4 protein-coding genes are annotated in these 7,497 nt (G+C 58.6%); 1 reads left to right on the plus strand and 3 read right to left on the minus strand.

The window, feature by feature from the left end; translation table 11 throughout:
- Positions 1 to 78 precede the first annotated feature (78 nt).
- Both ASC74_RS19585 and ASC74_RS19590 read right to left on the minus strand, forming a co-directional pair.
- Positions 79 to 771 (minus strand): sensor histidine kinase, encoded by a 693-nt coding sequence (locus ASC74_RS19585; protein ID WP_056743331.1) that lies wholly within the window; start codon positions 769 to 771, stop codon positions 79 to 81.
- The gene (locus ASC74_RS19590; protein WP_056743333.1) at positions 768 to 2,372 is read right to left on the minus strand and encodes a tetratricopeptide repeat-containing response regulator; all 1,605 of its coding nucleotides are present in this window, start codon (positions 2,370 to 2,372) and stop codon (positions 768 to 770) included. Before ASC74_RS19590 ends, ASC74_RS19585 begins: the two co-directional genes overlap by 4 nt.
- A gap of 245 nt (positions 2,373 to 2,617) precedes the next feature.
- Between ASC74_RS19590 and ASC74_RS19595 the strand changes: the two genes are divergently transcribed.
- Complete coding sequence (locus ASC74_RS19595) at positions 2,618 to 6,754, plus strand: CheR family methyltransferase (RefSeq protein ID WP_056743335.1); 4,137 nt, start codon at positions 2,618 to 2,620, stop codon at positions 6,752 to 6,754.
- A 7-nt stretch (positions 6,755 to 6,761) separates the two neighbouring features.
- Here ASC74_RS19595 and ASC74_RS19600 read toward each other — a convergent pair whose 3' ends face one another.
- Positions 6,762 to 7,301: a hypothetical protein gene (locus ASC74_RS19600; RefSeq protein WP_056743337.1), complete on the minus strand. Its 540-nt coding sequence runs from the start codon at positions 7,299 to 7,301 to the stop codon at positions 6,762 to 6,764.
- Between the last annotated feature and the right edge of the window lie 196 nt (positions 7,302 to 7,497).

Below are 7,497 nucleotides of genomic sequence, written 5' to 3' on the forward strand. Positions count from 1 at the left end.
CGAGCCGCGAACGGCGACCCGTACAAAATAGGCTCCGCCTGTTCGGAATATCAAGCAGCGGCCAACAAAAAGAACCGGTCAGGGCAGATAGAGGCTGAACACCCCGCCACCCAGCGGGCCGCCATTGCTGATTTCAGTGCGCCCGCCCACGCCGTTGCGCTGATGAAGAGCGGCAATCCGCCCGGCAAAGTACAGGCCCAGACCAGTGCTTCCGCTGCTGTGATTAATGCCCTGCACGTAATCGGCCTGACGCTCGATCATCTCGGGTGGATAACCCTCGCCATCGTCGTTGACGGTCAGCACCAGTTGCCCCGCTTCATCGCTGACACTGATCAACACCGCGTGGCGGGCGTAACGAATGGCGTTGTTGATGCTGTTGCCCAGCACCGAAGCAATCAGCTCCCGGTCGAAGAAACCCAGAGGGCTCAACGGGTCCACTTCATAGGTCGCCATGAGGCCGCGACTGGCAAATACGTCCTGGTGGCAGGCCAATTGCGCTTCGATGAAGTCATCCAGTTCATGGTAGGCCGGTTGCACCGGCATCTGGTTGACGCCGAGTTTGTACAGCCCCAGCAACTGCACCAGCATGCCATTGAGGTGCGCGAATTCGAATTCGATCACGCCCTGCTCCGGGGTGTGCTGCTGCGGATCCGGCAAGCGCGCCAGCCATTGGCTGTGGGCCTGCATCAGCATCGCCAGGGAGTTCTTCATGTCGTGCACGGTGGAGGCAATCACCGTGGAAAAATCGAGTGCCTGTTCGCTGTTGTTCATTCGCCAAACGCCTTGCTTCGCAACTTCTGATAACGGGGAAAACGCGCATCGGAGTCGGGCATCAGGCCGACCATTTTCAGGCACGTCTGACATTCTTCCAGCTCCGCCGAAGGGACACTGGTGTCGGTGCCGTGCAGCAGCGACTGGGCCATGTTCAGCGCGATACTGATGTTCTTGGGTTGCAGCGCCAGGGCTTTGCGGAACACTTGCCGCGCCTCCACCAGGTTGCCGGTCTTGTACACCCGCACGCCCTGACGGTTGAGGTCGGCAGCGGCGTTGCCGGAGTTGAGGATGGTCGGATCGTCGGTCAACTTGGCGATGCCCTTCATCACCGTCGGGTCGTCGCCGTAGATTTCCGCACAGTTTTTCAGCATCGAGGCACCGGCGCTGGCCTGCCCGAGCATCTGCAGTTGCTTGGCCACCAGCAGCGCCGCTTCAGCGCTCATGAACTGTTCCATGCCATCGAGGCGCATCATCGCTTGCTCGGTGAGCTTCTCGGCGGTTTCGGCATCGTTGAGCAGCAGGCTGGTGGCTTTCATCAATCGCGCACGAATCTGCAGACCCGGGTCGGAAGGGTTTTCCTTGGCCACCGCACTCAGCGTCGTGTTGATTTCCAATCGAGTCCGGGTATCCAGGCCTTTTTCGCTGCCTTTGCTGATCAAGGCATGGGCCAGGCCAAGGTTGCTCTCCGCATCCTTGAAACGTGACTGCGCGCCCTGCGCCACGGCCTGACGATAGGCTTTGGAGGCGGTTTCAAAATCTTCGTTGGCCATCGCCAACTTGCCCAGCTGCGCTTGCCGGCGCACCGCCAGCGGCGACAAGCGGATCGCCTCTTCCAGCACATTCTGGGCCGCCTTCGTATCGCCTTCGGCGACCAGCACATCAGCCATGCCGTCGTAGAGCGCCGGCATCATCGGGAACACTTTCAGGGCTTTTTCATACACGCCTTTGGCCTGACCGACCTGGCCACGTTTGAACAGCAACTTGCCCAACCCGGCGAACGCCCACGGCAAAGGCCGATCAGCAATGATGCTGTCGTAGAGACGCTCCAGCGCCTCGTTCTGATTCAGGTCGCGCAAGGCATCGGCGCGATAGCGCAAGCACAATGGCGAGTAGCGGATGTCTTGCTTGCACAAGGCGATGCAGGCATTGAGCACTTCAACGGGTTTGCCCCGGTCAAGGGCCTGCAGAATCGGCTTGAGCAAGGTCTTGCGTTGCTCCAGCCGCTCCAGGCGTTGAGCCAGGCCGGAACGGTTGAACGGTTTGGTCAGGTACGCATCGGGTTCGTGTTCCAACGCACTGAGCACCATCGCCTGACTGGTCTCGGCGGTGACCATGACGAACACGGCCTCATGGCTGATCAGCTTCTCGATCATCAGGTCTTCAAGCACCTGCTGACCGTTCTTCTTGCCATCGCCCAGGTGAAAGTCCTGCAGGATGAAATCGTAGGCCTTCTGCGAACACATACGCAGCGCCTGTTCACCGGAGTCGGCGGTGTCGACATCCTTGACGCCCAGCTCGCGCAGCATGGACCTGACGGAACTGCGGAAATCCGAGAAATCATCGACGATCAAAAAACGCTTTTGGTGATACGACAGCATCGAAGATTTCCAGGCAATTTAAGAAGAAGACCATGACTGTTCGGGTTATCGGCCAGAACAGGCATTCACTTGAAGCAACGGGAGTGCAATTGCTCATTTGGCTGTCAAAGAACTCATAGAGGCCTCCCATCGCGAGCTAAATAATTGAAGGAGTTATTGAAAAACGGGATTATCCTGATCTATTGAAATGCGCTTTCTGTCGCTTGAAATCAAGACACTCTACGTCGCAGCTAAAGGCCGAAGTCATGTCCACTAAACCCAAGCGCTCGGATACTACTTCTGAGCGAAAGGCCCTGAGCCCCAGCACCCTGGACTTTCCGGTGGTGGGCATCGGTGCGTCGGCGGGCGGGCTGCAAGCGATCAAACTGTTCTTTGAAAACATGCCTCAAGACAATGGCATGGCGTTCGTGATCATTCTCCATCTGTCGCCCGATCACCAAAGCATCGCTGACAAGATCATCCAGGAATCGACCAGGATGCCGGTTCTGCAGGTGACCGAAACGGTGGCTATCGAGAAAAACCGGGTGTACGTCATTTCACCGGCGCAACGGCTGACAATGAACGATGGCTTTCTGGAGGTCAGCGCCACAGACCCGAGCGAAGGTCGCCACGCGTCCATCGATCTGTTCTTCCGCGACCTGGCCGATGTGCACCGCGAGCGCGCCTTCTGTCTGGTGTTGTCGGGCACCGGCTCGGACGGCGCGGTTGGCTTGTCACGGATCAAGGAACAAGGTGGCATCACACTGGTTCAGGCACCGGAAGACGCCGAATTCGATGGCATGCCTTGCGCCGCCATCGAAACCTGCATGGTTGACCTGGTGCTGCCCGTGGTGGAAATGCCGCAAAAGCTTCTGGAGCTTTGGCGCAACTCCAGAAAAATCTGTTTGCCCACCGCCAACGATCCGGAACTGCAAACCATTGCCGCGGTGTCCGAACGTGACGCTGCACTTGCCGAACACGTGCTGCGTGACGTTCTGATTCAGTTGCGCACCGGCACCGGCCATGACTTCAAGCACTACAAACGCGCCACCGTGTTGCGCCGGATCGAACGCCGGATGCAGGTCACCGGCCAGCCGGACCTGAGCGCCTATTACCAGTATCTGCTGAACAACCCCGAAGAAACCAAGGCGCTGCTGGGCGACATGCTGATCGGCGTGACCAACTTCTTCCGTGACAGAGAGGCTTTCGAAGCGCTGGAGCGGGATGTCGTGCCGCAACTGGTCAGCGCGGCCGTGTCCGCACAACCCGAGAAAGAAGAAATCCGCGTCTGGTCCGCGGGCTGCTCCACGGGTGAAGAAGCCTACAGTCTGGCCATGCTGCTCAACGATCAATTGCAACTGGACGCCAGTGCGGCGTCGATGCAGTTGTTCGCCACCGACATCGACGAACGCGCCATCAGCGTCGGCCGGGCCGGCCTGTATCCACAAGCGATCATCACCGATGTGCCACCCTCGCGGCTGCGCCACTACTTCATCAAGGAAGACGATCACTATCGGATCCGCAAGGAAATCCGCGAAAAGGTCTTGTTCGCCAAGCACAGCCTGTTGTCCGACCCGCCCTTCTCGCAGATCGATCTGATTGTTTGCCGCAACCTGCTGATCTATCTGGATCGCGAAGTACAACGCGAAATCCTCCAGATGTTCCACTTTGCCCTGCGTCCCGGCGGCTTCCTGTTCCTCGGCTCTTCCGAGAGCGCGGACGCGTGCCACGAATTGTTCGCCCCGGTGGATAAACGCAACCGGATCTTCCGTGCCAAGACCGGCACGGCCAACAGTCGGCGCACACCGACGATGCCGCGCGGGGGTTATGTGCGGACCAACACGTCCCAACAGGTCCCGCAAAGCAGCGCGCCGCGCAAATTGTCATTTGGCGATATCCATCAACGCGCCCTCGAACAGTCCGCACCACCGAGCGTGATCGTCGATGCCAACGCCGACATCCTGCACATGAGCGAGAGTGCCGGGCGTTTCCTGCGTCATGTTGGCGGCGAATTGTCGCGCAACTTGCTGACGCTGATTCTTCCGGAACTGCGCCTGGAAATCCGCACCACGCTGTTCCAGGTCCAGCAGAGCGGCCTGCCGGTCAAGTCCCGCGAAGTGCCGATCAAGCGTGATGAGCGCAGTTACCTGATCGATCTGGTCGCGCACCCCTACAAGGATGAAGAATCGGACGGCGAATACGTCCTGGTGATTTTCGAGGAAGTCGAGGTCGACCCTGCCGAACGAGCGGCCACCACCGTGCTCCAGACCGAAAGCCAGGTGCTGTCCAACCTTGAGCGCGAACTGCAACGCACCAAGCTGCACTTGCAGGACACCATCGAACAATCGGAAGTCTCCAGCGAAGAGCTCAAGGCTTCCAACGAAGAAATGCAGGCCATCAACGAAGAACTGCGCTCGGCCACCGAAGAACTGGAGACCAGCAAGGAAGAGCTGCAGTCGATCAACGAAGAGCTGCTGACGGTCAACTACGAGCTGCAAACCAAAGTCGAAGAAACCGACAAGATCAACGACTACCTGACCAACCTGATCGCCTCCACTGACATCGCCACGGTGTTTGTCGATCGCGGCATGCGCATCAAGTGGTTCACCCCGCGCGCCACTGACATCTTCAACATGTTGCCGGTGGATACCGGGCGTTCCTTGCTCGACATTACCCATCGCCTGCATTACGAGAACCTGGTGGGAGACGCGGCGCAGGTGTTCGAATCGCTGAACATGATCGAACGCGAAGTCAGCAGCACCGACAACCGCTGGTACATCGCCCGCCTGCTGCCCTATCGTTCCAGCGAAGACCACATCGACGGCACCGTGCTGACGTTCATCGACATCACCAAACGTCGTGCGGCTGAAGAAGAGCTGCGACTGGGCGAAGAACGCATGCGCCTGGTCGCTGAAAGCACTCGCGACTACGCCATCATCACCCTCGATGAGCAGGGCGTGATCACCACCTGGAACAAAGGCGCCGAATTGATCTTCGGTTACAGCAAGGCCGAGGCCGAGGGCGCCTATTACGACTTCATTTTCTCGCCTGAAGATCGTGCGTCCGGTATGCCTGAAAACGAACTGCTGTCAGTGCGCACCCATGGCCGCAGCGAAGATGAGCGCTGGCACGTGCGCAAGGACGGCAACCGCTTCTTTTGCAGCGGCGAGGTGACCTTGCTCAGCGGCGACAATCTCAAAGGCTACGTCAAAATCGCCCGCGACCTGACCGGCCATAAACGCCAGCATGAAGAACAGAGCCAACAACTGGCGGAAACGCGCAACACCAATTACCTCAAGGATGAATTCTTCGCGGTCATGTCCCACGAACTCAAGCATCCGTTGAACCTGATTCAGCTCAACGCGGAACTGCTGCGTCGCTTGCCGGTGACCAAGTCGGTGGCGCCGGCCGCCAAGGCCGTCAACACCATCTGCGACGCCGTCAACAGCCAGGCACGGATCATCGATGACCTGCTGGATGTCGCCCGGGTCCGTACCGGCAAACTCAAACTGAAACCCATTGCTGTGGATCTGGGCGGTGTGTTGCGCGATATTCATGCCGTCGTACTCAGCGACCGACACGACGCCACCGTCGAACTGCTCGTGCCTTCAGACGCCTTGATGGTCCATGCCGACCCGACGCGCCTGGAGCAAATTATCTGGAACCTGGTAAATAACGCGCTGAAATTCACACCCTCCAACGGCCACGTGCAATTGATCGCCAGCCAGGTTGGAAACATGGCGCGGCTGGACGTCAAAGACAACGGTGCAGGCATCGCACCCGAGAACCTCGATCACGTGTTCGACCTGTTCGGCCAGGCTGAAAAGCAGCACGTCAGCCACAACCGTGAAGGGCTGGGGATCGGCTTGTCACTGGTCCGCCAGTTGACCGAGGCCCAACGGGGAACGGTTGAGGTGAATTCTGCCGGGGTGGGAACAGGTTGTACCTTCACGGTTTACCTGCCCTTGGCCCACACCAAAGATAAGCCGCAATCCCCGACCCAGGTCGAAGAATCCTCTGGCAGGCTGAGCGGTTTGACGATCCTGCTGGTCGACGACTCCGCCGATGTACTGGAAACCTTGAAAATGCTGCTGGAAATGGAAGACGCGCAAGTGATTGCGTTCGACCGTCCGGTGGCGGCTTTGGATGCCGCAAAAAGCACGCGCTTCGACCTGATCATTTCTGACCTGGGCATGCCGGTCATGAACGGCCACGAGCTGATGAGCGCCTTGCGTCAGTTGCCGCTGGTCAAGGATGTGCCGGCCATTGCACTGACGGGCTATGGTGCCCACAGCGACATTCAAAAATCGCGTCAATCGGGTTTTGACCAGCACATTGGAAAACCGGTGTCCTACGATGATCTGATCGAAACCATTGAGAATCTGCGACGCCCCCAGACTTGAGACAGGGTCAGCGCAGATAGGCGCGTTGTACGCAGGCTCGTCGATCGATGGCCTGCCAGAGCCGCTCTTTGTGATCAGCCCAGACCGTGGGGTCGACTTTGGTTGAGCGCATCAGCGTCAACATGGCCGCCTTGGCGGCCAGGTACTCCGACCAGGCATCGTCGGATCTGAGCTTCAACGACTCACGCTCGGTCATTTCCATCCGCCGCAGGGCCAGTTCCGGCTCATCGGTAATCACCGGACTCAAGGTCAGCTGCACCCGGTGCGGCGCGACGAATTCCTGGGTGTCCGCGACAATCTCCTTCGCCCGCTGAGCGCCCCACTTCAACGCCGCGCAGTAATGCTCACCGGCGTAGCGGTCATGAAACTCCTCGCAAATCGCCCAGCCTTCGGTGTCGTAGACGCCTATAAATATCTGGGTAACCCCCTCATGACTGACCCGCGCCTGCACCTCGATGTGCAGGCCATTGCTGAGTACCTCTTCATGCGTATGGAGGGGTAACTGCGTGTTGGTCCATAACCAGAATTTTGTGCCTCTACGCCGCATCGACGTCGCCCCATGAGTTGTGTCTGGAGTAAGGCACAGCAATGACGGACTTTCCATGTAGATCGTCGGGTGGCGTGAGCCGGTGTCACTTTTCTGCTGGCAAAACAAAACCCCTACCTGCATACGCAGATAGGGGTTTCGGAATTTAATCTTGACGATGACCTACTCTCACATGGGGAAACCCCACACTACCATC

The sequence above is a fragment of the Pseudomonas sp. Root329 genome (assembly GCF_001424925.1).
GTDB lineage: Bacteria > Pseudomonadota > Gammaproteobacteria > Pseudomonadales > Pseudomonadaceae > Aquipseudomonas > Aquipseudomonas arabinosi.

Bases quoted from the DNA above. Each gene is read 5' to 3' on its own strand.
- ASC74_RS19590 (WP_056743333.1), bottom strand. From the start codon at position 2,372: ATGCTGTCGTATCACCAAAAGCGTTTTTTGATCGTCGATGATTTCTCG.
- ASC74_RS19600 (WP_056743337.1), bottom strand. From the start codon at position 7,301: ATGCGGCGTAGAGGCACAAAATTCTGGTTATGGACCAACACGCAGTTA.
- ASC74_RS19595 (WP_056743335.1), top strand. From the start codon at position 2,618: ATGTCCACTAAACCCAAGCGCTCGGATACTACTTCTGAGCGAAAGGCC.
- ASC74_RS19585 (WP_056743331.1), bottom strand. From the start codon at position 771: ATGAACAACAGCGAACAGGCACTCGATTTTTCCACGGTGATTGCCTCC.